The organism is Mycobacterium sp. IDUB_1 (assembly GCF_055419625.1).
The window spans coordinates 582,766-604,474 of sequence record NZ_JBVAYA010000003.1 but is presented as its reverse complement, the minus strand read 5'-3'; the positions used below and the strand labels follow the sequence as shown (position 1 = coordinate 604,474).

At 66.0% G+C, this 21,709-nt stretch carries 23 protein-coding genes; 18 read left to right on the top strand and 5 right to left on the bottom strand.

Features of this window, described 5'->3' with window-relative positions:
• Nucleotides 1-9 precede the first annotated feature (9 nt).
• Nucleotides 10-765 (top strand): ribonuclease T2 family protein, encoded by a 756-nt coding sequence (locus ACZYYX_RS20075; RefSeq protein WP_463816347.1) that lies wholly within the window; start codon nucleotides 10-12, stop codon nucleotides 763-765.
• Nucleotides 766-837: 72 nt separating this feature from the next.
• Nucleotides 838-1,677, top strand: a complete 840-nt coding sequence (locus tag ACZYYX_RS20070; protein ID WP_463816346.1) for an alpha/beta fold hydrolase — start codon at nucleotides 838-840, stop codon at nucleotides 1,675-1,677.
• 2 nt (nucleotides 1,678-1,679) lie between these two features.
• Here the strand turns inward: ACZYYX_RS20070 and ACZYYX_RS20065 are convergent, their stop codons facing one another.
• The gene (locus ACZYYX_RS20065) at nucleotides 1,680-2,702 is read right to left on the bottom strand and encodes a zinc-binding dehydrogenase (protein WP_463816345.1); all 1,023 of its coding nucleotides are present in this window, start codon (nucleotides 2,700-2,702) and stop codon (nucleotides 1,680-1,682) included.
• A gap of 138 nt (nucleotides 2,703-2,840) precedes the next feature.
• Here ACZYYX_RS20065 and ACZYYX_RS20060 point away from each other — a divergent pair, with 138 nt between their 5' ends.
• The gene (locus ACZYYX_RS20060) at nucleotides 2,841-3,719 is read left to right on the top strand and encodes an alpha/beta fold hydrolase (protein WP_463816344.1); all 879 of its coding nucleotides are present in this window, start codon (nucleotides 2,841-2,843) and stop codon (nucleotides 3,717-3,719) included.
• Between the two features lies 1 nt (nucleotide 3,720).
• Here ACZYYX_RS20060 and ACZYYX_RS20055 read toward each other — a convergent pair whose 3' ends face one another.
• Nucleotides 3,721-6,492, bottom strand: a complete 2,772-nt coding sequence (locus ACZYYX_RS20055; protein ID WP_463816343.1) for an ATP-binding protein — start codon at nucleotides 6,490-6,492, stop codon at nucleotides 3,721-3,723.
• Between the two features lie 96 nt (nucleotides 6,493-6,588).
• On the opposite strand from ACZYYX_RS20055, the gene ACZYYX_RS20050 reads away from it, so the two are divergent.
• Both ACZYYX_RS20050 and ACZYYX_RS20045 read left to right on the top strand, forming a co-directional pair.
• On the top strand, nucleotides 6,589-7,308 hold the full coding sequence (locus tag ACZYYX_RS20050) for a hypothetical protein (RefSeq protein WP_463816342.1): 720 nt from the start codon (nucleotides 6,589-6,591) through the stop codon (nucleotides 7,306-7,308).
• Nucleotides 7,309-7,360: 52 nt separating this feature from the next.
• Entirely contained in the window at nucleotides 7,361-7,813 is a 453-nt protein-coding gene (locus ACZYYX_RS20045; protein WP_463816341.1) for a winged helix-turn-helix transcriptional regulator, read from the top strand.
• A gap of 2 nt (nucleotides 7,814-7,815) precedes the next feature.
• Here the strand turns inward: ACZYYX_RS20045 and ACZYYX_RS20040 are convergent, their stop codons facing one another.
• On the bottom strand, nucleotides 7,816-8,658 hold the full coding sequence (locus ACZYYX_RS20040) for an MBL fold metallo-hydrolase (RefSeq protein ID WP_463816340.1): 843 nt from the start codon (nucleotides 8,656-8,658) through the stop codon (nucleotides 7,816-7,818).
• Nucleotides 8,659-8,791: 133 nt separating this feature from the next.
• Here ACZYYX_RS20040 and ACZYYX_RS20035 point away from each other — a divergent pair, with 133 nt between their 5' ends.
• The 3 genes from ACZYYX_RS20035 to ACZYYX_RS20025 all read left to right on the top strand — a co-directional run bounded on the left by ACZYYX_RS20035 (nucleotide 8,792) and on the right by ACZYYX_RS20025 (nucleotide 10,893).
• A complete protein-coding gene (locus ACZYYX_RS20035; RefSeq protein ID WP_463816339.1) occupies nucleotides 8,792-9,484 on the top strand; it encodes a DsbA family protein in 693 nt (230 codons plus the stop codon).
• Nucleotides 9,485-9,562: 78 nt separating this feature from the next.
• A complete protein-coding gene (locus ACZYYX_RS20030; RefSeq protein WP_463816338.1) occupies nucleotides 9,563-9,979 on the top strand; it encodes a BlaI/MecI/CopY family transcriptional regulator in 417 nt (138 codons plus the stop codon).
• Entirely contained in the window at nucleotides 9,976-10,893 is a 918-nt protein-coding gene (locus ACZYYX_RS20025; protein ID WP_463816337.1) for a M56 family metallopeptidase, read from the top strand. The genes ACZYYX_RS20030 and ACZYYX_RS20025 overlap by 4 nt, the downstream gene beginning before the upstream one ends.
• Before the next feature lie 25 nt (nucleotides 10,894-10,918).
• Here ACZYYX_RS20025 and ACZYYX_RS20020 read toward each other — a convergent pair whose 3' ends face one another.
• Both ACZYYX_RS20020 and ACZYYX_RS20015 read right to left on the bottom strand, forming a co-directional pair.
• The gene (locus tag ACZYYX_RS20020; RefSeq protein ID WP_463816521.1) at nucleotides 10,919-11,626 is read right to left on the bottom strand and encodes an NADPH-dependent F420 reductase; all 708 of its coding nucleotides are present in this window, start codon (nucleotides 11,624-11,626) and stop codon (nucleotides 10,919-10,921) included.
• 44 nt (nucleotides 11,627-11,670) lie between these two features.
• Nucleotides 11,671-12,090, bottom strand: coding sequence for a hypothetical protein (locus ACZYYX_RS20015; RefSeq protein ID WP_463816336.1), 420 nt, complete (start codon nucleotides 12,088-12,090; stop codon nucleotides 11,671-11,673).
• 235 nt (nucleotides 12,091-12,325) lie between these two features.
• Between ACZYYX_RS20015 and ACZYYX_RS20010 the strand changes: the two genes are divergently transcribed.
• From ACZYYX_RS20010 to ACZYYX_RS19965, 10 genes are all read left to right on the top strand, one after another.
• Nucleotides 12,326-12,847 (top strand): MSMEG_0572/Sll0783 family nitrogen starvation response protein, encoded by a 522-nt coding sequence (locus ACZYYX_RS20010; RefSeq protein WP_463816335.1) that lies wholly within the window; start codon nucleotides 12,326-12,328, stop codon nucleotides 12,845-12,847.
• Nucleotides 12,848-12,854: 7 nt separating this feature from the next.
• Nucleotides 12,855-13,745: a carbon-nitrogen hydrolase family protein gene (locus ACZYYX_RS20005; protein ID WP_463816334.1), complete on the top strand. Its 891-nt coding sequence runs from the start codon at nucleotides 12,855-12,857 to the stop codon at nucleotides 13,743-13,745.
• Entirely contained in the window at nucleotides 13,738-14,034 is a 297-nt protein-coding gene (locus ACZYYX_RS20000) for an MSMEG_0570 family nitrogen starvation response protein (RefSeq protein WP_463816333.1), read from the top strand. Before ACZYYX_RS20005 ends, ACZYYX_RS20000 begins: the two co-directional genes overlap by 8 nt.
• A complete protein-coding gene (locus ACZYYX_RS19995) occupies nucleotides 14,031-15,308 on the top strand; it encodes an MSMEG_0569 family flavin-dependent oxidoreductase (protein ID WP_463816332.1) in 1,278 nt (425 codons plus the stop codon). Before ACZYYX_RS20000 ends, ACZYYX_RS19995 begins: the two co-directional genes overlap by 4 nt.
• Before the next feature lie 77 nt (nucleotides 15,309-15,385).
• Complete coding sequence (locus tag ACZYYX_RS19990) at nucleotides 15,386-16,441, top strand: MSMEG_0568 family radical SAM protein (RefSeq protein WP_463816331.1); 1,056 nt, start codon at nucleotides 15,386-15,388, stop codon at nucleotides 16,439-16,441.
• Nucleotides 16,441-17,859 carry an MSMEG_0567/sll0787 family protein gene (locus ACZYYX_RS19985; protein WP_463816520.1) on the top strand — a complete coding sequence of 473 codons (1,419 nt, stop codon included), beginning with the start codon at nucleotides 16,441-16,443 and terminating at the stop codon, nucleotides 17,857-17,859. The genes ACZYYX_RS19990 and ACZYYX_RS19985 overlap by 1 nt, the downstream gene beginning before the upstream one ends.
• A gap of 10 nt (nucleotides 17,860-17,869) precedes the next feature.
• Entirely contained in the window at nucleotides 17,870-18,706 is an 837-nt protein-coding gene (locus ACZYYX_RS19980) for a carbon-nitrogen hydrolase family protein (protein ID WP_463816330.1), read from the top strand.
• Between the two features lie 2 nt (nucleotides 18,707-18,708).
• Nucleotides 18,709-19,785: an MSMEG_0565 family glycosyltransferase gene (locus ACZYYX_RS19975; protein WP_463816519.1), complete on the top strand. Its 1,077-nt coding sequence runs from the start codon at nucleotides 18,709-18,711 to the stop codon at nucleotides 19,783-19,785.
• Between the two features lie 40 nt (nucleotides 19,786-19,825).
• The gene (locus ACZYYX_RS19970) at nucleotides 19,826-20,236 is read left to right on the top strand and encodes a PPOX class F420-dependent oxidoreductase (protein ID WP_463816518.1); all 411 of its coding nucleotides are present in this window, start codon (nucleotides 19,826-19,828) and stop codon (nucleotides 20,234-20,236) included.
• A 225-nt stretch (nucleotides 20,237-20,461) separates the two neighbouring features.
• Entirely contained in the window at nucleotides 20,462-21,400 is a 939-nt protein-coding gene (locus ACZYYX_RS19965) for an alpha/beta fold hydrolase (protein WP_463816329.1), read from the top strand.
• The last annotated feature ends 309 nt before the right edge of the window (nucleotides 21,401-21,709 follow it).

Below are 21,709 nucleotides of genomic sequence, written 5' to 3'. Positions count from 1 at the left end.
GGGTGCACCATGGCGCGAGGCGACGTCGCCGTAATGTCGATTTCAGCTGCGCTGGTGGCGATCGTCGTCGCCGCTGTCACGTACAGCGTCGTCGTCCTCGATTCGAAGCCCGACCCGTCGGCGATGGTGACCGACGATTCTTCGAGTTGGCTCGTGCTGACGTGGGCGCCCAGCTTCTGCTCCGCCGAACCCGCCAATCCGGGATGCACGTCGGGTGATGCGCAGCGCGCGGGTCAAACGATGTTGCTGCACGGCCTGTGGCCCCAGCCGGCGGACCGGCGATACTGCGGCCTGGCGCACGACGTGAAGGAATCGACGTTGCCGCGCCTCGATCTCGATTATCAGGTCGATCAGGATCTGGCGGCGACGACGGTCAACTCGGCCTCGCTGACCCGACACGAGTGGTACACCCACGGCACGTGCTCAGGTGTCTCTCCGGACAGCTACTTCAGCGACGCCACCGCACTGACCCGAGAAGCCCGCGATGCTCTCGATCCGATATTCCGCGAGGCGGCAGGGGCTCGGTTGACCCTCAACGCACTTCGCGACCGCGTCGACGAGAAGCTCGGTGCTGGTGCGGGTGAGCGGGTCGGGCTCAGCTGCCAAAAGGCCACCGGGACCGGGTCGATGGTCGTGGAGATCCGGTTGTCCTTGCCACCCGTGGTTGCACTGCGCGACGGCGATCGGCTGCGGTCGCTGCCGGAACTGCTACAGGACGGTCCGCCGATGCCGGCGCAATGTCGGCATGGCACTGTGCCAGCCTGAACCGAGCGTCAGTACGGCACGACAGTCATCGTGCTGATGGCTCCGATGTGCGCCTGCCGCAACGATCGAGCCATGACTCAGCTTCTTTCCGCAGATGCCGACACTCAGTTCGTCGACGGACCGAGCGCCCGGTTCGCCTATCGACGATTCGGCGTCGAGGGTGCGACTCCAGTGGTACTCGCTCTGCGGTTTCGCGGCACGATGGATCATTGGGATCCGGAGTTCCTGGATCAGCTGGGCGCCGAACGCGACGTGGTCATCTTCGACAACGTCGGTCATGCCAAGACCAGCGGTGATGCGCCGACCACCATGGAGGGGTTGGCGGCCGGTCTCGTGGAGTTCACCGAAGCCTTGGGGCTCAGCGAAGTCGACCTGCTCGGTTGGTCATTGGGTGGCATCGTGGTTCAGGCGGCGACACTGCAGGCCCCGAAGCTGGTGCGGCGCCTCGTCGTGGCCGGCAGCTCGCCCGGCGGCGGCGTGCCAGGCATGCCCGCCGCCGATCCGAAGGTCTGGCAGGTGGCCACCAAACCCCTCAACGACGACGATGACTTCCTTTACCTGTTCTTCCCCGACGCAGGACCGGGGCGGGAGTTGGGGGTGGAATCGCTCCGCCGCTTGGACGCCCGCACGCTGGCATCCGAGCACACGCCTGTGTCTGCCGACACGATGCGCGCCCAACTCGCGGTCATCTCCTCAACGGGGTCGTCGGTGTGGGATCGCCTCCCCGATGTGACGATCCCGGTGTTGGTGGCCAATGGCGCGCACGACCGGATGATCGACGCCTACGCGAGCTACGCCATGGCGTTCCGCTTGCCGAACGCCAAGGTCATCCTCTACAGCGATGCGGGGCACGGCTTCCTTTTCCAGCACATCGAGGATTTCAGCACCGAGATCCTACGGTTCCTGTCCTGAGCTCAGCGGCGGGTGAAGTCGAGTACGATTCGAAATCGGGCTTTGCCGGCCATCATTCGCTCATAGGCCTGCGGAGCTTCCTCGAAAGGCATCGTCTCGATCATCGGCGCGATCTGATGGGTGAGTCCGAAGCTCAAGCTGTCTTCGTTGTCCACCACCGATCCGGTCAGACTGCCGACGATGCTGCGCCCCCCGAAGATCAGATCTGACGTCTGCACCGGTATCGGCTCGGGAGAGGCGCCGACGACGACCAGCCGGCCACGTGGCCGCAACCCCGCCAGTAGGCCGGCCATCGACGCGCCGCTGGCGGCGGTGGCGACTATGGCGGTGGCGCCACCGAGCGTATTCAACGCCGACGTGGTGTCCTCCCGCGCACTGTCGATGTAGTGGTCGGCACCCAACCGCTCTGCGAGAGAAGCCTTCTCGTGACCGCGCGCGATCGCGACGACGCGATATCCCATGCTCTTCGCGTACTGGATTCCCAGATGGCCCAGCCCGCCGATGCCCTGGACCGCGACCAGCGTGTTCGCCGGTGCATTCGCTGCCCGCAGCGCATTGAACACGGTGACGCCCGCGCACAGTAGCGGCGCGGCGGTCAGCGGGTCGAACCGCTCGGGCACGCGCACCAGCCCCGACGCACGCGCGTAGGTCACCTCGGCGTATCCACCGTCGACCGTGGTACCGGGCTGTGGCTGGTCGGTGCAGTTGACGAAGTCACCTCGCCGACAGAAGTCGCAGTGACCGCACTGCCCGCCGAGGAACCCGACACCCACTCTCTCACCCAGCTGCCACCGAGAATCGACACCGGGGCCGACGGCGTCGATTTCGCCGACGATTTCGTGGCCGGGAACGATGGGGAGCGCAGGATCCTCGCGCTGTCCCTCAACTGCCAGCGCGTCGCTGTGGCACACGCCGCATGCCAGGGTTCGGATCCTGACGTGGCCTGGCTCCGGATCGCGCACCTCGCGATCGACGAGACTGAAGCTGCGTGTGCCGGTGACCTGGAAGGCCCGATAGGACGTCATGGATAGAGCGCATCACACGAACGGGCCCGGCGGCATCGGTACGTTGACCGTAGGTCGTGTGAGACAGTCACGCGACGGATTCCCCTGCGACCCGAGCCGTGTCACGGTCGAGTGATCGCGCGCATCCGAAGGAGTCCCGTGACACGAGCCGCTGACGCACCCGCGCCAGATACCCAATCCTCCGCGTTCGCCGCCACCCGCGACATCGACATCGCCGGTGATGTGGTGCGCTACCGTCGCGTGGGATCACCCTCTGAGACCGTCCCTCCTGTGGTGATGTTGCAGCACTTTCGCGGCAACCTCGACTACTGGGATCCCCTTCTGCTCGACACCCTGGCCGCGCACCGCGAGGTCATCACCGTGGACCTGGCAGGGGTGGGAAGCTCGACGGGGCGTACGCCGGACAACGTCACGGATATGGCACGCAATGCGCTGGCCTTCATCGATGCGCTGGGCTTGAGGGAAATCGACATTGTCGGGTTCTCGCTGGGAGGCCATATCGCCCAGGAGATCGCACTGGTCCGACCGCGGCTGCCGCGCCGGCTGGTACTTGCCGGAACTGCACCCCAGGGCGCACCGGACCTGCATCGGTGGAGCGACGACGTCTACCGGTGGGCGGCGAGTGACGTCACCGCACCCGAGGACTTCATTTCGCTGTTCTTCTCCGGCTCGTCCGAGGGAACTCGACTGGCGTGGCAACATCTGGGCCGTACCCACGTCCGCACCGAGAATCGCGACACCGAATCGTCATTGGCCTGCCGGGACGCCCAGTACCAGGCTTTGATGACCTGGGGAATCCCAGAATCGTCAAAACTGGAACGACTGGCTGCGATCACTCAACCCACGCTGGTCGCGGGCGGTGACAACGACACCATGATGTACACGAAGAATTCGGTCCTGCTCGCCGAACGCATTCGCGGCGCGCAACTTCGGATCTACGCCGACGCTGGGCACGGTTTCCTCGACCAGTATCCGGTTGAATTCGGCCAACACGTCGCGCAGTTCCTGGGCCACTGACTCACGCGGTGTCTTGTCTGGAGATGCTGTCCCGCAACTGATTACGACTGGTGATGCCGAGTTTGGGAAATATCTTGTACAGGTGCGCGGCGACCGTTCGGTGAGACAGGTAGATCTGATCCGCGATCTGGCGGTTCGTGAGTCCGGCCGCAGCGAGTCGAGCGATCTGGAGTTCCTGGGGGGTCAACTCGGCGCGCTGTGTCTCCGGGCGCGGACCGGCCAGATGCACCCCGGCGGCGCGCAGTTCGGCGCGCGTGCGCTGTGCCCACATCTGGGCATCGCGGGCTTCGAAGATGCGCAACGCCGCGCCCAGCTGGACGCGGGCGTCGATGATGCGGCGCTGCCGGCGAAGCCACTCGCCGTAGGCCAGTCGGGTGCGGGCGTACTCGAGCGCGGCAGTCTGCTCCGACGGCGCCTGCTCTAGCGCGATCTCGAAGTGACGCTCGGCGTCAGGTCGACCGCCCGCGAGTATCGCCCGGCTACGCTGAACGAGCATGATGAGGTGGGCCGAGCCCAATGTTGTCGCTTGCGAATCGATCTCGTCGATCAACCCGTTGAGGACCACGTCGGTTCTCCCGGCGGCCACCGCGGCTTGGGTGAGATCGGCGATCGCCCAGCGGCGGACACCGCGGTCCGCGCCAATCTGAGACAGCTCAGCGACCGCGAGCTCGGGATCGTGAGTGCACAGTGCGAGCAATCCCTGCGCCCATGCCAGGTCGTCACGCCACATCAGCGCTGTGTCGGTCGGCATGTGTTCTCGAGCGATGCGAAGCGCCTCGTGCGCCGATGGGATGTCACCGCGCCAGACCTGCGCGCGAGCAAGTAGTGCCGCGGCCGCTCCGACACTGACGTGCAGGTCGGCGTCGGTGGCGAGGCGCAGCGCGGTCTGCGCACTGATCATCGCCTCGGTGGGGTGCCCGGCGATGAGTTGCGCACGTGCGGAGCCCCGCAGCGCTTCGCACTCGATTGCGGGCGCCCCCATCTCATGTGACAGACCGATCGCGGTGCTCCAACAGCGTTGCGCGATGTCGAGATCGGATACCGACTCGGCTGCGAGTCCCATCGACATCACGGCAGTCAGATCGTCGGCGACCTCGGCAAGAAGTAGGCCGGCGCTGTCTCGGAATCGCTGGGCCTCCTCTAGGTCGCAGATCGTTGCCAAAGCGATCTCGACGATCGGTTCCCGGCGACCTTCGCACGATCGGAGACGGCCCGCGACGTGCGACCTCTCTTGATGATCCGACCCGAGAAAGCGGCATTGGGCGGCCGCGGCTGCGAGCAATCTCAGCTCGTTCTCCTGATGCGCAGGCGCCGGTGATGCACCGAGTCGGTCGGCCAGCGACAGGAGGTCGGCGACGGGCGGTGATCCGGTGCCCGTGGTCACGCCCAGGGTGAACCGGGCGAAGGCAATGGCGAAGAGGTGGTCGAGATCGGTGGCCAGCGGCTCGACCTCGCAGAGCGCGTCGATTGCAGCCTCGGTGAGGCCCGCTCGGTACGCGGGTTCGACAGATCGCACGAGCCGGCGGACCCGGTCATGGATGTCGGGGGACAACGCCGCTGAACGCCGCCACCCGGCGGCGGCTTCCGCGCTGGCGCCGCTGCTCTGCGCGTGCACGGCCACTCTTTCGAGCTCGGCCGCGACCGCTTCGTCGGGACCGTAGGCCGCAGCCGAGCGCTGCCATGCTGCACGCAGCGGGTCTGTTGCCGCATCGGCGAGGGCGCGGTGGAAGGCGGATCGTCGGGCCAGCCCGACCGACCGGTAGGCCACCGTCCGAATCAGCGGATGGCGAATGCGTACCCCGGCGGCGCTCAACGTCACCAATTCGGCGTTTTCCAAAGGGTCGATGTCGCACTCGCCGAGGCCTACCCGGCCCGCCGCGTCGACGAGTTCGTCGAGGGCACTGTGGTCGGCCGCCGCGATCAATGCGAGCATGTGCCGGCTGGCGGCCGGTATGGCGTCGAGCTGGTCTTCGAATGACTGCTCGATCCGCCGAGTCGTCGGCAGGGGCAATCGCGCCGACACTGCGTCCCGACCGCCGCGGGAGACCATCCCTGTGGTCAGTTCGGCTATTGCCAAAGGATTTCCTGCCGCGTCAGCGAGCACTCGGCGCTGTTGCGACGCACTGAGCCGGTGGCTGCCTACCACGTCGGCCAACAGTGCGTGCGACGTCGCATCGTCGACCGGGCCCAGGGTCATTCGGGGCAGTGATCCGAGGATGGGCACGCGGCCGTCGAATCGGGGTCGAGCTGCACACAACAGCAGTACAGGCGCCCCACCCACCCGTCGTCCCACGAATGTCACAGCTTGCAGCGATGATTCGTCGAGCCATTGGGCGTCGTCGACGACGAGCAGTAGCGGCTGCTCCGCCGCGGCCTCCTCGATGAGACCCAGGAGCGCCACCCCGGTGAGTAGCGGCGGCGGTGGCTGACCCTCGGCCAGTCCGAAAGCGGTCAGCACGGCAGACCCCTGGTGAGTCGGAAGCGCGTCGACGTGCCCCATGATCGGGTACACCAACTCGTGGAACCCCGCGTATCCCACCGATGAGTGGCACTGGACGCCGGCGCAGGACAGCACGCGAAAGCCGTTGTTGCCCGCCCACTGTGCGGCCGCGGAGAGCAGTGTTGACTTTCCGATGCCGGGCTCGCCGCCGATGACCAGTGCGCTACCGCGCCGTGACACGTCGTCGCCCGCGCCGGTGATCACCGAGAACTCTTCGGCGCGTCCGATCATCGCCGGGCTGACCGTACGTTCGGCCATGCACTCGCGCGCCACCACGCGACGCTAGCACGGCTGAATTGGATGGACAAACTCAGCTGGATGGTCAAGTGACTGATGCGCGGAGGCCCTCTGCTGGGCGACGATTCGTGCGTGCACACTTTGGTCGACGACATCCTCGACGCGTATGGCGGCGCGCAACGCTGGTCAGACGTCACCGCGATCACCGCGCGCAAACGTTTCGGCGGTGCAATCTGGGGTCTCAAACAGGTCGCGGGCGTCGTCGACGAGGGCGAGGTCACCGTATGGATCCAACGGCAGCACACCTCGTTGCGACCATTCACCGGTGAGGATCTGAGAAGCGACTACACGCCGGACAGAGTGGCGATCGCGCGCACGGATGGTGTCGTGGTCGAGGCCATCGACCAGCCGCGAGCCACCTTCGCCGGGCACTCGCTCGAAACACCCTGGACTGCAGTTCAACTGGCATACTTCACCGGCTACGCGATGTGGACCTATGCGGCCGAGCCGTTCAATCTCACGTTGCCGGGTGTCGTGATCGAGCAGGGGTCGGACTGGATCGAAAGCGACCAGATCTGGCGACGCCTGTACGTCACGTACCCGGACTCCATCGCGACTCACAGCCCGCGCCAAGTCCTCTACGTCGACGGCGAAGGTCTGATCCGTCGGCGCGACTACCAGGTGGACATCGCCGGGGGATCACCTGCGGCCCACTACGTCTCCGAGTTCGAACGCGTTGACGGGATTGTCGTACCGGCACGCCGGATGATCTACGTTCGCGACGAGCACGACAACCCGATGCTCGACCAACTGGTCGTGTCCATCGAGCTCACCGACATCCGAGTCGTGTGAAACTCTGATCGATGCCGACGGGGCGGTAGCGCATGACGCCTAGGATGTGACGATGCGGACCGACCCATTGCTGGACGATTCCTGCCCGATCGCGCGGGGGATGGCAGTGATCGGGCAGCGGTGGGCGGTCCTGATCGTGCGCGAGGCGATGCTCGGTCGGACCCGCTACTCGGAATTTCGCGACCAACTCGGCATTGCCTCGGACGTTCTCAGCGCCAGGTTGGGTGAGCTCGTCACAGCAGGTGTTCTCGAGACCGTCGAGTATCGCGAACCGGGGGATCGGACCCGCAGCCGCTACGAGCTGACTCCAGCCGGCCGAGACCTTGCTGTGGTGCTCGCGGCGATCGGCCAGTGGGGATACCGGCACGGCGATCGGACCAAGGGGGCGAGTCACCGTTTCGTCGACGCGGAGAGCAACGAGCCGGTGATCGCCGGGTTCCGGCGCAAGGACGGTTCGGTGATCGCGGACGCCGACGTGCGACTCATCGAACGTGTCAAGGGCTGACATCAGGGATATTGTGACAACGCGGCCAAGGCCAGTGTGTACCTGTTGCCGAAGTGTCCGTATCGGCCCATCATGGCGTCGATGACATCCGAGGCGGAGTGAGACGCGGTGACTGCGGCGTCGAAATCCTGTATGTATCGGCGCGATTGGTCGATCTGACGGGTGGCGTCATCATCCGGTGCGCCTGGATCTCGATGACCGGCGATGATCGTGTCCGCACCCAGCGTCGCCACCGCGTCGATGCTGTCGATCCATGCCAGCCGGTCAGCCTGTGTGGAGTACGCCAGCCACATGTGCACATCGTTGTAGACGATGTCGCCGGCGCACACCGTGGCGCTTCCTGGCATGTGCACGACGCTCCCGAGCATGCCGTCCGCCGAACCGACCGTGAACCAGCGCACCTGCTCCCCGTCGATGACGAACTCCTGGGTTGACGTGGCACGCGGCATCCTCGCGGACAGGTCGACGGCATCGCCGAACCACCCCGCCCAGTTCGCCAGGTTTTCGGCCGCGTGCTGTGTCGATGCTTCCGCGGCGACGGGGTCGAGCGCGAGCAGCTCCGCAGACGGGAACGCTTCGAGCACCGGACCTGCGCCGAAGTAGTGGTCGGCGTGGCCATGAGTGAGCAGGATGTTGCGGAGTGTTCGCCCGCTGTCGACGACCCAGTCCCGCAGCGACTTTCCCTGCCCAATCGTCAGCAGCGAATCCACCAGGATGGCGTCGCGTTCGCCGGTGATGAGCGTGGCCGTGGACGCAGGCCAGGTCGCGGGGATGGACGGATCCCAGCCGGGGCCGGGATCGACCGGTGTGTAGTCGGTGGTGAAGACCTGAACGCCCAGCGTCATGGCTCCACGGTAAGTGCTCCGCCAGGCCTGAGACATAGGCAGGATGACTGCACGTCCGCGGATCCGGCGGTCCCCGCCGCGTCCTGTAATCTACTAAGTGAAATAGTAGATCGAGCGAAGGGCGACGACGTCGATGCAGCAGAAGGCGCGGTGGTGGCTCACCGGCATCGTCGTCGTCCTGATCGCCGTCGTCGGGATCGTCGTGCTGAACGTGGGGAGTTCACCGGCGCCAGGTCGGGTCGATGCGCAGAGCCAGGCTGCAGCCGGCCCGCTGCCGGGCGATTCTGCTCCACCGGGGGAAGTGGTTCGCGAGAGCAGTCGACGGCTCAACGCCGTTCCCGGCAGTGACGTGACGTTCGTCGAATTCCTCGATTTCGAGTGTGAAGGGTGCAGAGCACTGTTCCCGGTAGTCGAACAGCTACGTAGCGACTACGGAGATCGCGTCAACTTCGTCATCCGGTACTTCCCGTTGCCGGGGCACTTCAACTCGGAGCGGGCCGCTCGGGCGGTGGAAGCTGCTGCGCAGCAGGGCAAGTTCGAGGACATGTACAAGAAAATGTATGAGACCCAACAGAGTTGGGGCGAGAAGCGCGTCCCTGCCGACGAGGTGTTCCGGAGTTTCGCTGCCGATATGGGTCTCGACATGACCGCCTACGACGCTGCCTACAGCGATCCGGCGACAGCTGCGCGTGTACAGCTCGACGTCGCCGACGGCACAGCGCTCGGCGTTGTCGGCACACCATCGTTCTTCGTCGATGGCACTCGGCTACAGCCGAGGAGCTATCAGGATCTGACCGACGCGCTGGACAAGGCGCTCGCCACCTGACTCTGCCCTCGTCGTGGGCGTTCTCGTCACGGTGTCCGCGGTCCTGAACGGTGATGACGTGCGACACCCACGGCTACCATGAGCGGAAACGCAACCGAGAACGCGAGGAAAGACCCGGTGCAGCAGCGAGGATTCGGCGACCTGGAAGCTGCGGTCATGGACTGCATCTGGGCGTACGACGGTGAGGTCACCGTGCGCGACATCTTCGACGAGATGACGGCGCAGCGGGACATCGCCTACACCACGGTGATGTCCACGATGGACAACCTGCACCGCAAAGGCTGGCTGGATCGTCGGCGCGTGGGCAAGGCGTACAGCTACTGGCCCACGATGACGCGCGAGGAGCGGTCGGCCAACCTGATGCGTGAGGCGTTTCAGTCAGGCGGCGACGCCGACCTCGTGCTGAATTTTTTCCTCCGGCAGATGGACGACGACGAGGCCGCTAGGCTGCGCGCGGCGCTGCGCAAGGTCGCGCGCCGTTCCCGCACATCATGAACGCCGCGCTGTGCGTTCTTCTCTACGGAGCCGTCGTGGTGTGGGTGGCGCCGCCGCTGTTGCGCAGAGTCTCCCGCACGGCGGGCAGCCCTCGGCTGCTGGTCTCCATGTGGCTGACCGCCGTCGTGGTGGCGCTGGCGTCGTGGGTCGTCGGCGTGGCCGGCATGACCAAGGAGGGTCTGGGTCGACACGCGGCAGGCCCGTTGCGTCATTGCCTCGATGCGCTTCTCGCGGTCAACGATCTCGGCTGGGCGGGCCACCTCGTCGTCCTCGCAGGAAGTGCAGCCGTCCTCGCGACCACCGTGGTGGTCGCACGCCGTCTCGTTCTGGCTCTCAGGAGATTGGTGGCAGGGAGTCGTAGGCATGCCGATGCAGCGCACATCCTGGGCACGCCTTCCGGAATGCCCGGTGTCGTCGTCGTGCACAACGACTGCGCGGCTGCGTACTGCGTCGCCGGGCGTCCGGATGCCATCGTCGTCACCAGTGCAGCGGTGTCGACGTTGGGGGAGCGGGAACTCGATGCCGTGCTGGCGCATGAACGCGCACATCTGGCAGGGCGCCATCCCCAGGTGATGATGGTGCTTCGCGCGTTGGCGGGTTCGCTTCCCCGGCTACCGCTGTTCCGGTCGGCCACCGAGACGGTCGGCGCTCTGTTGGAGATGCGTGCCGACGACGCAGCCGTCCGGCGGCACGGCAGTGAGTCCGTTCTCGGTGGTCTCATCAGCCTCGCGGGTGCGCAACGCGCACCAGGTGGGGCGCTCGGAGCAGCTGATACGGCGGTTCTCGAGCGGGCTCAGCGTCTGGCTACTCCCGCCGCGGCGCGGGCGCTTCTGGCCGAGCGCGTCGTCTCGAGCGCGACCATGATCGCACTCGTCGTGGCGCCTGTGCTGATCTCTTTGGCATGCCACCCCTGAGGCACCTGCACCGTTCGGTCGCGGTCTACGTGCGGGCGCTCCATTCCGGTGTCCGCTCAGGAGACGCTTCGGCCAGCGCCTTCACCGTCTTCTCCACATCGAAGTCTTTGCCGTACACCGGAGTTCCGGGCTGCTGTCGCCACGACTCAGAGATTGGGCCGGCATCAACCGGGTCGAAGCCGAGATCGTCGACGATGCCGTGCACGAGGTCGCGGCCGGGGCCGTCGTCACCTGCGACCGGGAGTGCGATCCGATCGGCTACTCCGCTGGGCTTGCCGCTTTCGAGCAGATGCTTCCACCAGATGCCGTTGAACACCTTGAAGACGGGCGCCCCGATCTGATCGGCGACCCAGGCGCTTTCCACCTGCCCGTCTTCGATGGCGGCGATCTCACCGTCGCGCTGCTGCGGGTAGTAGTTGTTGGTCTCGATCACCGGGGCGCCGGGCTTTCGCGCGTCGACGATGCCGTCGGCGAGGTCCGGAACGTTCTTCTGCGGGATGCTGATGATCACCAGATCAGCATCGCTCGCGGCGTCACGCGCCCAGACTGCGGTGGCGCCTGTCTCGGTTGCGAGGTCCGCGAGGGTCTCCGGTGATCGTGAGTTGGCGACATACACCTCGTGGCCGAGTTCGGTGAGACGGCGAGTCAGTGTTCCGCCGATCAAGCCTGCTCCGATGATTCCGATCCGCACAGTGATCCTCCTGTTTGTCGACCTCGTCGGGCAACGTCGGATGGTTGGGCGCTATTCCGTGGGATCTGACTCTCAGCGGAGGTGAATCAGTACCCGGGAATGCTCGGTTTCCTGCTCCGCCGGTCAGCGGCGACTGATTCGTCGTCGGCAGTGGAGTCGTAGCCGACGAACGTCGATTGGAAAAGCCCCTGTGCGGCTCTCGGGCCGAAGCTCAGTTGCCATGGTGACCGGCCACCACCGACGACGAGAGGGGTCGGAAAAGCAAGTGACACCGTGGCTGCCCGTGGCACCAGTAATCGCGCGATGGGGTCTGCAGCCCCATCTCGATTGATCGCGATGTCGAAGTACGACACGTCGCCCTGATTGGCCAGGTGAATGCTGCTGATGCAGCAGGTGCGACTCGGCTCTTCGTCGAGAGTCGCGAACGATTCGCCAGGGCCCCACTCGTTGAACCACCAGAACGGCTGCTGCGGTTGATTGGGCCAATGCGTGATGTTGACGCTCATGAGTGTGACGCTATGCCGCGAAGGCTTCCGGCGACGCCGGACCGGCCGTGTTACCGACCTGTTGCGGGAAAAGGGTCGAACACGGACCGACGGAAATGCACCCGTATTCCCGTCATAACCAGTGCGCAACAGCTGAGCCGTCTAATGGCTCTCAACCGAATCGTTCTTCGGTCCACGTACCCCGGCGGATCACTGTGACCCGTCGGCAACCTCGACATCAACATCGGAGCACCCCATGGCTTTTGACGCATCAATCGCAGACAACATCGCCACCTCGCTGGCCGAGATCCCCCATCCGTCACTGCCCAAGGGCAGCAACATCTACGGCGGCACCAAGATCTTCCCGGACTACCAGGCCGAGGAAGGGGAGAGCTACTTCACCCTCGTGCACGGCATCGCCCACGAATCGTCGGTGAGCTTCGTCGCCGTGCTGCAGGCGACCCGCGCGCTGCGCAAAGGATTCGAGTCCGCCATCTACTTCTACGGTCCCGGCGCCATCAACTGCCTGGCCACCCGCGGCTTTCCCACGACCGGTGACTCCGGTTTTCCTGGTGAGCAGAACATCAACGACGCGCTGGCCACATTCATCAAGGAGGGCGGCACCGTGTTCGCCTGCCGGTTCGGCCTGGCCCTGCACGGCGGCCGCGAAGAAGACTTGATCGAGGGTGTCATCCCTGCACATCCCCTGGACGTGCAGGATGCCCTCATCTACTACGCTCGCAAGGGCGCCATCATCAACTCCACCTACATGGTGTGACGACGAAATGACCACTATTGCAGCGGCTTCCGCGAACTTCACCCGGGATCTGGAACAGAACTACGCTCTGATCGCGTCGCTGGTCGACGAGGCTCGCGACCGTGGGGTCGATTTCCTGGCGCTGCCCGAAGCGGCCATCGGGGGGTACCTGTCGTCACTGGGGAACCATGGGGACACCGTCAAGACCACCACTCGCTCGCTGCCGCCGGCCATCCGTGTCGACGGACCCGAGATCCGTCGGGTGCAGCAGCTCGCCGGTGATCTGGTCGTGGCCATCGGATTCTGCGAACTCTCCGATGACGGCGAAACCCGTTACAACGCAGCGGCTCTGCTCGATGGCGGCACGGTGTACGGGGTGTATCGCAAGGTGCATCAGCCGTTGGGGGAGGGCATGTCCTACTCGGCGGGAGATCGCTACGACGTCTGGGACACCCCGGCCGGTCGGATTGGACTACAGATCTGCTACGACAAAGCGTTTCCGGAAGCAGCCCGGATGATGGCGCTCGACGGCGCACAGATCATCGCCAGCCTCTCTGCGTGGCCGGCGGCCCGCACAGCGACCGCTGAGAATCTGCAGGACGACCGCTGGACGTACCGGTTCAACCAGTTCGACATCGCCCGAGCGCTGGACAACCAGGTGTTCTGGGTGGCTGCCAACCAGAGCGGTACCTTCGGTTCACTGCGATACGTCGGTAACGCGAAGGTAGTGGACCCGGGCGGGAACATCCTGGCCACGACGCTGCTCGGCAGCGGTATGGCTGTCGCCGAGGTCGATATCGACTCGACCTTCCGCACGATGCGCGCCGGCATGTTCCACCTGCGTGACCGCAGGCCCGACGTCTACGGTCCGCTGACCGACACCGAGACAGCGAAGTGGGCGGGGCTGGCCCATGCCTGAGATGACGTTCGACATCCGTTGGCCAGACGGCTCCACGCAGTCGTGCTATTCCCCGAGCCTGGTGATGTACGACTTCCTGACCGCGGGCGAGCGCTACACCGTCAGCGACTTGCTGGACCGTGCCGGTGTGGCGCTGCAGCAGGCCAGCGACAGGGTGCGCGCGAAGTACGGGTTCGCATGCACGTCCGCGTCGGCCACCAATGAGCAGATCATGCACGCCGCCAGGCGGTTCTCCGACGACGCGGAGGTCGTCATCACCGAGATGCGTCCCGCATCGGGGTTGTCATGACCACCGCGACGCACATTCCGGTGGCCATCATCGGCGGTGGGCAAGCCGGGTTGTCGGTCAGCTGGTATCTGAGCAGGGCCGGCATCGAACATGTGGTGCTCGAAGCCGCCACCCCTGTGCACGCCTGGGCGGACAGTCGTTGGGACAACTTCACCCTGGTCACCCCTAACTGGCACTGCAAGCTGCCCGGCTACACCTACGACGGTCCGGATCCTGACGGCTTCATGACCCGCGACGAGGTGGTGGCCTGGCTGCACGGCTGGTTGGAGACGTTCGACGCGCCGCTGCGAACCCACACCCGGGTCACCAGGCTGGCGCAGCGACTGGAGGGTGGATTCGAGCTCACCCTCCAGACTCCCAGCGGGACAGAGATTCTGACGTGTGAGAACGCGGTGATCGCCACGGGCGGATACCCGCTGCCGGTCATACCGGCCTACGCCGCGTCACTGGCCGAGGGCGTCACTCAGATCCACTCTGAGCAGTACCGCAACGCCGATCAACTGCCCGACGGCGCGGTGCTGGTCGTGGGGACCGGACAATCGGGAGCGCAGATTGCCGAGGATCTCCACCTCGCCGGCCGCCAGGTGCACCTCGCCGTGGGGAGCGCACCTCGCGTCGCACGGTTCTACCGCGGCCGTGACTGCATGACGTGGCTTTCCGACATGGGGCTCTACGACCGAGCTGCGCAACAGTATCCGGGTGGAAAAGCCGCGATCGAGAAGACCAATCACTACGTGACAGGACGAGACGGTGGCCGCGATGTGGATCTGCGGCAGTTCGCCTTGGAGGGCATGAAGCTCTACGGGGCGCTGTCCGACGGCAAGGACACCACGCTGCGCTTCGAGCCCACCCTGCGGGCTGCCCTCGACCATGCCGACGCCGTCTTCAACTCGATCTGCTCGGACATCGACGCCTACATCGAACGCGAGGGCATCACCGCGCCGCCGGCCACCCGCTATGAGCCAGTATGGGAGTCCGAGGCAGAGCCCACCACACTGGATGTGGCCGCCGAGAACGTCACCAGCATCGTGTGGGCCATCGGCTACCGGCCGGACTACCGGTGGATAGAGGCCAGCGCGTTCGACGGTGGTGGCCGGCCGATGCAGACTCGTGGGGTCACATCGGTGCCGGGGCTGAGCTTCGTCGGTCTGCCGTGGATGCACACGTGGGGATCGGGCCGGTTCCTCGGCATCGACCGCGACGCCTCGCACATCGCCGCCACCATCATCAGCGGCTACCACGAGTCAGTGCTACGACTCGCCGTCGGGAGCTGACGCCATGACATCCGCACCTACGGCACATCGATGTGCCTTCCACGCACAGAAGACCGCACGAGCGTAGGAGGCTTTTCATGTCTGTATCCACCCGAGTTGATCTTGCGCTGTTGGGTTTTCGGGGCACACCACCCGTGAGTCGCACGGCGGGTGCCGGGCCCAGTGCTGACGGTCACCTGGTCATCGACGGCCTCAATGCCGCCATTCCACGTAACCCGGACAGTCCCTTCGTCTTCGACGGAACGCGAGTGATACTCGACGGCGAGGACACCGGGCTGGACGTCGAGGTGGTGACTCGGCCACGGTTCTATGACCTGTGCACGGTCGACGGTGTGCCCTACGAGAAGCTGGCCCGCCTGCACGGCCGCGACGTGCTGGCCACCACTGTGGTTCAGACATGCATCCGGTACGCCGAAGACCAGCGCTGCCGGTTCTGCACGATCGAGGAATCGCTGCGAACGGGGGCCACCACTGCGGTGAAACGGCCCTCTGAGCTGGCCGAGGTGGCCGCTGCGGCCGTGCGTCTGGATGGCGTCACCCAGATGGTGATGACGACCGGCACATCGGCGGGCAGCGACCGCGGTGCTCGCCACCTGGCCCGCTGTGTCCGTGCGGTCAAGGGTGCGGTGCCGTCGCTGCCCATCCAGGTGCAGTGCGAACCGCCTGCGGACCTGGAGGTGTTGACCGAACTGCGTGAGGCCGGCGCCGACGCCATCGGCATCCACATCGAATCGCTCGACGACGAGGTCCGGAAACGATGGATGCCCGGCAAAGCCCAGGTCACTGTCGAGCGCTATCGGGAGGCCTGGCGTGAGGCGGTACGGGTATTCGGGCGCAACCAGGTGTCGACCTACCTGCTTGTCGGACTCGGGGAAGACCCGCAGGAGTTGATCAGTGGCGCAGCAGAACTGATCGACATGGGGGTGTACCCGTTCGTCGTCCCGTTCCGTCCGCAGTCTGGATCGCTTGCCGTCGACGTCGATGGTGCCTGTGCCCCAAAGGCATCGGTGGTCGAGAAGGTCAGCCGCGAAGTCGCCCTGATGCTGCAGTCAGCCGGCATGACAGGAGCCGACCAACGGGCGGGGTGCGCCGCATGCGGAGCGTGCAGCGTCCTGCAGAACCTGGGGGCGTGATGATCCCGTTCGCAGCGAGCGCGCACGCCCCTGTCGGACTGTCGATCCTGTCCGGCACGCCGCGCCCGGCGGCTCCGTTCCTGATCACCCCGGCGTCGAGCTCGTCAGAGATCACGGCTTACCGGCACCTGCGCCGAGAAGAGTTCGTCTCCGCTCAAGGCCTGTTCACGGGTTCCGACCGCGACGACATCGACGACGATCCACGCACAGTCGTCCTGGTGGCCACCGCCCCCGATGGGAGTGTGCTCGGGGGAGTGCGGCTGGCCCCGGCCACCGACCCCGACATCGGATGGTGGACCGGCAGCAGGCTGGTGGTTCACCCCGGCGTTCGGTCCGACGGTGTAGGCCCCGCGCTGGTGCGGGCGGCCTGCGCCCATGCCGAGTCGGCCGGCGTGCTGCGATTCGAGGCGACCGTGCAACGGCGGTACTCCCGGTTGTTCGAGAGCCTGGGATGGCATCTCGTCGGTGAGCGGGTGGTCGCCGGACAGGAGCACGCCTGGATGCGATGGCCGATCACATCGATCCAACGAGTCGCCACCGCCACCAAGTCGTTTCTCGGTGATGCGTTGGCGCCCCTACGAACTGTGCCGGGAGCACTCGGGCCCGCGGGTTTCGTCGGTGACGACGGCGTGCCGGTGCCGGGAAGCGATCTGATCGCCGCGTGCGACGCGATCATCCCGTCCATGGTGGAACGGGACCCTGAATGGGCCGGCTGGTGTTCGGTTCTGGTCAACGTCAACGATCTGACCGCCATGGGAGCGCGCCCGATCGGTCTCCTCGATGCTGTGGGCGCTCCTACCCGGGCCCTGCTCGACAAGGTGATCGCCGGCGTCGCCCGGGCGTCGGCGGCCTGGCAGGTACCGGTTCTCGGCGGACACACCCAGCTCGGTGTGCCGGCAGCCCTGTCCGTCACTGCGCTGGGACGCAGCAGTGCCCCCGTTCGAGCCGGAGGAGCCGCAGTGGGGGACACGGTGCGGTTGACCGCTGACACTTCGGGTCGATGGCGGCCGGGATATCACGGGCGGCAGTGGGATTCGACCGGCAGACGCAGTAGCGCCGACCTGGTGGCCATGACGGGCCTGGTGGCGCAGGCGTCGCCGAAGTCGGCGAAAGACGTGAGTATGGCCGGCATCGCCGGCACCCTCGGCATGATGGCCGAAGCGTGCGGCACCGGAGCGGAGATCGACGTTGCGTCGGTCCCTCGGCCCACTGATGCGGCGATGGGGGACTGGCTGACCTGCTTCCCGGGGTACGGGATGCTGACCGCGGGACCGCAGTCGGTGCACGCCCCGCCCGCCGGCGTCGACAGCGCCGAATGCGGTGTGCTGACAGCCGAACCCGGCGTGCGGCTGCGGTGGCCCGACGGAATGGTGACGAACGCGCTCGCGCCTGCGGTGACGGGGCTGGGGCCGTCGTAGGCTACAGCCGATGACATCGGTGACCCTGGCTGCGGTGGCCGCGCACTTCGGGCGCGACCTCCCTCGCTGTGTCGAGAAAGTCGTCGGCATCATCGCATCCGCCCGACAGGACGGCGTCGATCTGCTTGTCCTGCCCGACGCGTGCCTGGGTGGGTACATCGGCGACTTCCGTGCCCCCGACCCGGCGGACCCGCCGCCTGCGCTCGATCCCGACGGTCCCGAGATCGCCGACGTCATCGCCGCGGCAGGGCCGATGACCGTCTGCTTGGGATATGCGGAGGCAGCCGCCGGTGGCGGCCGGTACAACGCCGCCATCTGCGTCACCGGCGACGGCGTCCTGGGCACCTATCGCAAGGTGCACCAGCCGGCAGGCGAATCACTGACCTACCTTGCAGGTGAGGACTTTTCGGCATTCGACACCCCTGTGGGGAGACTCGGGATGTTGATCGACTACGACAAGACCTTCCCGGAAGCGGCGCGCACCCTGGCGGCCGAAGGCGCGCACGTCATCGCCGCTCTGTCGGCGTGGCCGGCCAGTATCACCGATCGCGCCTCTCGGCTGCCCGCCGACCGTCAGTCACGTCTGTTCGACTTGTACGATTGCGCTCGCGCCGCCGAGAACCAGGTGGTGTTGGTGTCGTCCAATCAGACTGGTGTGATGGGCAATCTGCGTTTCCTCGGTCAGGCCAAGGTGGTGGGGCCGGGCGGGGACATTCTGGCGACCACCCGAGCAAAAGGGGGGCTCGCGAAGGCGGAGATCGACGTGGACGCCGAGATCAGTCGCGCCCGCAAGGTGCTCAACCACCTCGCGGAACTGCGCCCGGACACCTACCGGAGCGGGTCGTGACGATGCGTGTCGCCCTGCTGACGTACTCGACCAAACCGCGCGGCGGTGTGGTGCACACGCTGAACCTGGCCGAAGCGCTGGCGCACCGCGGGGTCGATGTGACGGTGTGGTCGTTGGCGCGCGCCGGTGATCGCGGCTTCTTCCGTGCCGTCGATCCTGCCGTGACCGTCAATCTGGTCGAGTTCACCGATCTGCCTGGCGACACCGTCACCGATCGGATCGTGCGTTCGATCGCGACACTGCGAGACGCGTTCTGTGCGAATGATTTCGACATCGTGCACGCGCAGGATTGCATCAGCGCCAATGCGGTGGGGCGGTGTATCCGCACGATCCACCATCTCGACCAGTTCACGACCCCCGTCCTCGCCGAATGCCACGAGCGCGCCATCGTCGAGCCATACGCCCGGATCTGTGTCTCACAGGCGGTGGCCGACGAAGTCCGCGCCTGCTGGGGTCTGTCGCCGACGGTGATACCCAATGGTGTTCAAGCGCAACGGTTCATCGATGCATCACACGATGTGGCGGCGCAGCAACGGTGGCACGCAGAGCTCGGTCGGTATGTCCTGGCGGTCGGGGGGATCGAGCCCCGCAAAGGGACGATAGATCTGGTCGAGGCGATGGCTGTGCTTCGGGCGCATGAACCGACAGTCTCGCTGGTGATCGCTGGTGGTGAAACGCTTTTCGACTATCGCGACTACCGGTCCGCATTCGACGAGCGCTGCGCTGAACTGGGCGTCGCCCCAGTGATCCTCGGTACCGTCGAGAACGACGTACTACCGAGTCTGGTGGCCGCATGCGAGGTGTTCGCCTTCCCGTCCACCAAGGAGGGGTTCGGTCTGGCCGCCATGGAGGCGTTGGCCGCTGGCAGGCCCGTGGTGGCGCGTGATCTTCCCGTCCTGCGTGAAGTGTTCGCAAACACCGTGACCTACGCGACCAGACCGATGGGTTTCGCCACTCGGCTTCGGGAAGCAATCGCTACGCCGCCCGACGCGGCGCCGGGTCGCGCATTGGCGTCGAGCATGACGTGGGACGCTGCGGCTGCCGCACATGTCGACTTCTACCGACGTGTCGCGTCATGATGATCGACGATTGGTTCGCACCGACCTGAAGGGAACCCCCATGAGACTCGATGCCGACGCGCGCGCCTTCATCGGCGACGGTGCCGACGCCACGCTGGTCACTCTCAATGCCGACGGCAGTCCCCAGGTGTCGGTCGTGTGGATGGTGCTGCAGTCGACGCCCGACGGGGACGAACTTGTCACTGCTCATCTTGCGGAGTATCAGAAGACCCGCAATATCCGTCGGGACCCGCGCGTGGCGGTGACCATCTTGTCCAGGCAGCCCCATCCCGGAGCTCTGACCTCGTATTTGACCGTGACGGGTGAGGCCAGTGTCGTCGAGGGTGGCGCCCCCGAACTGTTGACCGAGTTGGCGGAGGTCATGCTCGGCTCCAGCGAACATTTCCCACCGAAGGATGCCCCGCCCGGCCTGCTGACCAGAATCCGTATCACCAAGGCGCGCATCATCTGAGCTCGGTGTCTCGAGTGAGCAAGACGGCCCCACTTGACTGATGAACGACACCGTTCGCTGACGAGCCGGTGCCTGCGTGGGCAACGGGTTTCGGAATGTCGTGCAGAAGGGCTGACCGGACGCGGTCAGCATCGGCGCCGCTCCGAGCAGTCCGACGTCGCGCTCACGTGCCGAGAGGGCAGGTGGTCGCGGTCGGTGTGATGCCCCTAGTGTCATGATCTCCGGGTGACCGAAGAGGCTTCTGAAAGCGTGCCGGACCAGCCGAGCGCCATCGCACTGCTCGACATCGCAGGCTCGGGTGTGTTGCCGCCGGTCGATTCCAGGGTGCGCCGGGCGTTCCGGTGGTTGGAGCGGCTGGCGCCGTGGGTGGGGTCGCGCTGGGCGGTCGAGCTGTGGTGCACACCGCCGGTGCTGGAATCAGCTCTGCGTATGCCTCCCGGCGTCGGTCCGGGTGAGCCCATCGACGCCTACTGGGGTGACGGACACCGGGTGGTGGGCGAGCAGTGGGGCGACGGGCCGCCGGTGTACCTGGTGCATGGCTGGGGCGGGCAGCGCGCGCACCTTGCGGTATTCGTCAAACCGTTGATAAAGAGTGGCTTTCGAGCTATTGCTTTCGATCTACCCAGCCACAACGCATCCGAGCCGGGGGAGCTGGCGCCCGGGCGCACCACCGCCACTGAGTGCGCCGACGCGATTGCGGCGATGATCCGGGCACACGGTCCCGCCCACGCGGTGGTGGCGCATTCGTTGGGGGCCAATGCGACTGCACTCGCTGCGGCAGACGGTGCACCCGTCGGGCGACTGGTGTTGTTGGCTCCCATGGGTGACTTCCCTTTGTACCTGGATCTTTTCGCTGCGCGACACGACTTCGGTCCCCGGATTCGTGGCGGTTTACACCGTCGTCTGGAGAGGCGGATCGGCATGCGGCTGGCCGAGACCAACATGTCGCACCTCGGCCGCCGCGCGAACTATCCGCCGTTGCTGCTCATCCACGACCCCGATGACCCGGATAGCCCGTACGCCGCGACGGCGCGACTGTCGACCATCTGGCCGGGCGCTCAATTGATGACGACCCGGGGGCTTGGCCGGCTGGCGCACTACCGAATCCTGCGGCACCGTCCGGCGATCGACGCCGGGATGGAGTTCATCGGCTCGCCCGGCTAGGCCCGTCGAGGATGGACTGACAAACCGGTCACTGGGGAGCGTTCTCCCATGTCGCGGGTGTTGTCCTCGACGTGTATGACACTGCAGCATTCGCGATGACCAGTTGCGTGCACCGCGGGATGCAGAGTCCTCGCTGCAGAACGAGAATGGAATACTCGCTGGATATCCAATTCAGTTGTGATTCAACGTGGTTTTGGAGGGGCGGGCGTCAAGACTTGCCGGGGGCTGTTCGAGCCGGCACCGGCGCGGCGAGCTGCCAGATTGGCGCGATAGCCACGCTGGCCCAACGCCCTTCAGGCCGGTCCCGAG

What these genes read in the sequence shown, in the direction of transcription:
- ACZYYX_RS19990 (WP_463816331.1), top strand. Translation starts at nt 15,386, where the DNA reads ATGTCTGTATCCACCCGAGTTGATCTTGCGCTGTTGGGTTTTCGGGGC.
- ACZYYX_RS20075 (WP_463816347.1), top strand. Translation starts at nt 10, where the DNA reads ATGGCGCGAGGCGACGTCGCCGTAATGTCGATTTCAGCTGCGCTGGTG.
- ACZYYX_RS19970 (WP_463816518.1), top strand. Translation starts at nt 19,826, where the DNA reads ATGAGACTCGATGCCGACGCGCGCGCCTTCATCGGCGACGGTGCCGAC.
- ACZYYX_RS20070 (WP_463816346.1), top strand. Translation starts at nt 838, where the DNA reads ATGACTCAGCTTCTTTCCGCAGATGCCGACACTCAGTTCGTCGACGGA.
- ACZYYX_RS20035 (WP_463816339.1), top strand. Translation starts at nt 8,792, where the DNA reads ATGCAGCAGAAGGCGCGGTGGTGGCTCACCGGCATCGTCGTCGTCCTG.
- ACZYYX_RS20045 (WP_463816341.1), top strand. Translation starts at nt 7,361, where the DNA reads ATGCGGACCGACCCATTGCTGGACGATTCCTGCCCGATCGCGCGGGGG.
- ACZYYX_RS20010 (WP_463816335.1), top strand. Translation starts at nt 12,326, where the DNA reads ATGGCTTTTGACGCATCAATCGCAGACAACATCGCCACCTCGCTGGCC.
- ACZYYX_RS19985 (WP_463816520.1), top strand. Translation starts at nt 16,441, where the DNA reads ATGATCCCGTTCGCAGCGAGCGCGCACGCCCCTGTCGGACTGTCGATC.
- ACZYYX_RS19980 (WP_463816330.1), top strand. Translation starts at nt 17,870, where the DNA reads ATGACATCGGTGACCCTGGCTGCGGTGGCCGCGCACTTCGGGCGCGAC.
- ACZYYX_RS20000 (WP_463816333.1), top strand. Translation starts at nt 13,738, where the DNA reads ATGCCTGAGATGACGTTCGACATCCGTTGGCCAGACGGCTCCACGCAG.
- ACZYYX_RS20040 (WP_463816340.1), bottom strand. Translation starts at nt 8,658, where the DNA reads ATGACGCTGGGCGTTCAGGTCTTCACCACCGACTACACACCGGTCGAT.
- ACZYYX_RS19975 (WP_463816519.1), top strand. Translation starts at nt 18,709, where the DNA reads ATGCGTGTCGCCCTGCTGACGTACTCGACCAAACCGCGCGGCGGTGTG.
- ACZYYX_RS20015 (WP_463816336.1), bottom strand. Translation starts at nt 12,090, where the DNA reads ATGAGCGTCAACATCACGCATTGGCCCAATCAACCGCAGCAGCCGTTC.
- ACZYYX_RS20030 (WP_463816338.1), top strand. Translation starts at nt 9,563, where the DNA reads ATGAGCGGAAACGCAACCGAGAACGCGAGGAAAGACCCGGTGCAGCAG.
- ACZYYX_RS20065 (WP_463816345.1), bottom strand. Translation starts at nt 2,702, where the DNA reads ATGACGTCCTATCGGGCCTTCCAGGTCACCGGCACACGCAGCTTCAGT.
- ACZYYX_RS20025 (WP_463816337.1), top strand. Translation starts at nt 9,976, where the DNA reads ATGAACGCCGCGCTGTGCGTTCTTCTCTACGGAGCCGTCGTGGTGTGG.
- ACZYYX_RS20005 (WP_463816334.1), top strand. Translation starts at nt 12,855, where the DNA reads ATGACCACTATTGCAGCGGCTTCCGCGAACTTCACCCGGGATCTGGAA.
- ACZYYX_RS19995 (WP_463816332.1), top strand. Translation starts at nt 14,031, where the DNA reads ATGACCACCGCGACGCACATTCCGGTGGCCATCATCGGCGGTGGGCAA.